At 53.2% G+C, this 1,944-nt stretch carries 1 protein-coding gene and 1 pseudogene; one reads left to right on the forward strand and one right to left on the reverse strand.

Translation table 11 applies throughout. The features are described from left to right. The first annotated feature begins 68 nt into the window (after positions 1-68). Complete coding sequence (locus tag HMPREF2907_RS06160) at positions 69-1,598, forward strand: ABC transporter permease/substrate-binding protein (RefSeq protein ID WP_070681223.1); 1,530 nt, start codon at positions 69-71, stop codon at positions 1,596-1,598. Positions 1,599-1,700: 102 nt separating this feature from the next. On the opposite strand, the pseudogene HMPREF2907_RS11845 reads toward HMPREF2907_RS06160, so the two are convergent. Beyond that, positions 1,701-1,944: pseudogene (locus HMPREF2907_RS11845) on the reverse strand (IS30 family transposase); the annotation flags it as partial.

Consider the following 1,944-nt stretch of genomic DNA (forward strand, 5'->3'; position numbering starts at 1 on the left):
CGTCTGAAAAATATTTTCAGACGACCTTTTGATATAGTTGAAGTTCTTTTTTGTTTGAATAGCGGCTTATGTTAAATTTACTTCCCGCACCGCCAGCCGAGTTGTGGCAGGCGACGCTTGAACACCTCCGCCTCTCCCTGATTGCCCTGCTTTGCGCAGTCGCGCTTGCCGTGCCGCTCGCCGTATGGCTGGCGGACAAACGGCGTTGGGCGGAAGGTGTTTTGCAGGTAACCAATATCCTGCAAACTATCCCGTCCCTCGCGCTGCTTGGCTTGCTGATTCCCTTTGTCGGCATCGGTTCGCCGCCGGTTTTAATTGCGCTGACGCTCTATGCCCTGTTGCCGATTTTTCAGAACACCTATCTCGGTTTGAGCCAAATCGATCCCGCCATCAAAGAAGCGCACACCGCGTTCGGCTTGTCCCGATGGCAGGCGTTGTGGCGCATTGAATTGCCGATGGCGCTGCCCGCCATGATTTCCGGCATCCGCACCGCGTCCGTATTGATTATCGGCACGGCAACACTCGCCGCGCTCATCGGCGCAGGCGGCTTGGGCAACCTGATTTTGCTCGGCATCGACCGCAACAACATGGCGATGACGTTTACCGGCGCGCTGTTGTCCGCCCTGCTCGCCGTATTGGTCAGCGGCGGCATCGGCATACTGCAAAAGTCCAAGCACAAAATGCCGATTACCGCCGCCCTGCTTGCCATCCTTATCGCCATCGGTTTGGCACCGATTTTTCAAACGAACCCATCCGCACAAAAAATCACCATCGCAGGCAAGCTCGGCAGCGAACCCGACATCCTCATCAATATGTACAAACAGTTGATTGAAGAAAATAATCCGCGCGCGCAGGTGGCGCTCAAACCCAATTTCGGCAAAACCTCATTCCTGTTCAACGCCTTAAACAGCGGCGAAATCGACATCTACCCCGAATTTACCGGTACCGTCCTCGAAAGTCTGGTCAAAGTCCCCGCCGCACAGCAAAACCGCCGCCTTTCCCCCGAACAGACCTACCAAACTGCCAAAGACCTGCTCGTCCGACAGCACCGGCTGACCTTTCTGCCGCCGATGGCATACCAAAACACCTACGCCCTCGCCGTCAGCCAAGACTACGCCGCCGCGCACAATCTGCACAAAATCTCCGACCTCAAACGCGTGCAAAACCAAATCCGCGCCGGATTCACCCTCGAATTTACCGACCGCGCCGACGGCTACAAGGGTCTGCAACAACACGGCATACAGTTTAGCCACCTCTCTACGCTCGAACCCGCCCTGCGCTACACCGCCCTCCTAAACGGCAAAATCGACCTTGTCGAAGCTTATTCCACCGACAGCGACCTCAAACAATACCGCCTTGCCGTCCTTTCAGACGACATCGCCCTTTTCCCTTCCTACCAAGGCGCACCGCTGATGAAAACCGAGTTTGCCGAACATCATCCCGACATCGTGAACGCATTGAACAAACTGGCAGGCAAAATCAGCGAAGCCGAAATGACCGAAATGAACTACCGCGTGAAAGTGGGCGGAGAAAAGCCGGCGGACGTGGCGCGGGATTATTTGCAGAAAAACGGTTTGATTAACGATAAGGGCAAATGATTCAGGTCGTCTGAAAAACAGGTTCATGTTATTGAAACGGGTTTTCAGACGACCTTGAATTCGGATTTCAAGTGCAACACCAGGGTACAGGTCGTTGGAACAGGACAAAAATAAAACACTTGGCGTTTCGCAGCCAAGTGTTTTTCTCGGCCGGTGGTTCAACTCATCTTGAACCCTACGTATCTACCGATCGCTGATGTTTCGGAAATCGGTTTGTTTAGGGAAATATTGTCGGATGAGTCCGTTGGTGTTTTCATTCAGTCCTTTTTCCCAAGAATGGTAAGGGCGGCAAAAATAGGTTTTCGCTTTCAATGCTTTGGCTATTTTGGTGTGTTGGTAGAACTCT

Source organism: Neisseria sp. HMSC055H02 (assembly GCF_001813335.1).
GTDB lineage: Bacteria > Pseudomonadota > Gammaproteobacteria > Burkholderiales > Neisseriaceae > Neisseria > Neisseria sicca_C.